The following is a 241-nucleotide window of genomic DNA, read 5'->3' on the forward strand; positions in this document are numbered from 1 at the left end:
GTAGCGTTCGATCCAGCCGCGCACCTGGCGTTCCAGGTAGCCTTGTGGCTTGCCCAATTCGGCCAGGCCAGCCGCGGCGTAATCGATGCCGTGAAGCCGGGCGAGTTGCTCCACAAATGTCTCGCAGAGTCTGCACGCGGTCTCCGGCGGGAAGGGAAGGCCGGGGGGCGGATCGCGACGAAGAATGATGCCTCGGACGGGCTCCATCAGATAAAAAGGAAGGCCCAGCACCGAATCTTCG

The 241-nt window shown here is 63.5% G+C and carries 1 protein-coding gene; it reads right to left on the reverse strand.

Features of this window, described 5'->3' with window-relative positions:
• Nucleotides 1-241: phosphotransferase (locus tag C1X29_RS29230; RefSeq protein ID WP_158247924.1), on the reverse strand; the 241-nt coding region annotated here is incomplete at both ends.

The organism is Pseudomonas sp. GW456-12-10-14-LB2, from assembly GCF_002884345.1.
Lineage (GTDB): Bacteria > Pseudomonadota > Gammaproteobacteria > Pseudomonadales > Pseudomonadaceae > Aquipseudomonas > Aquipseudomonas paraglycinae.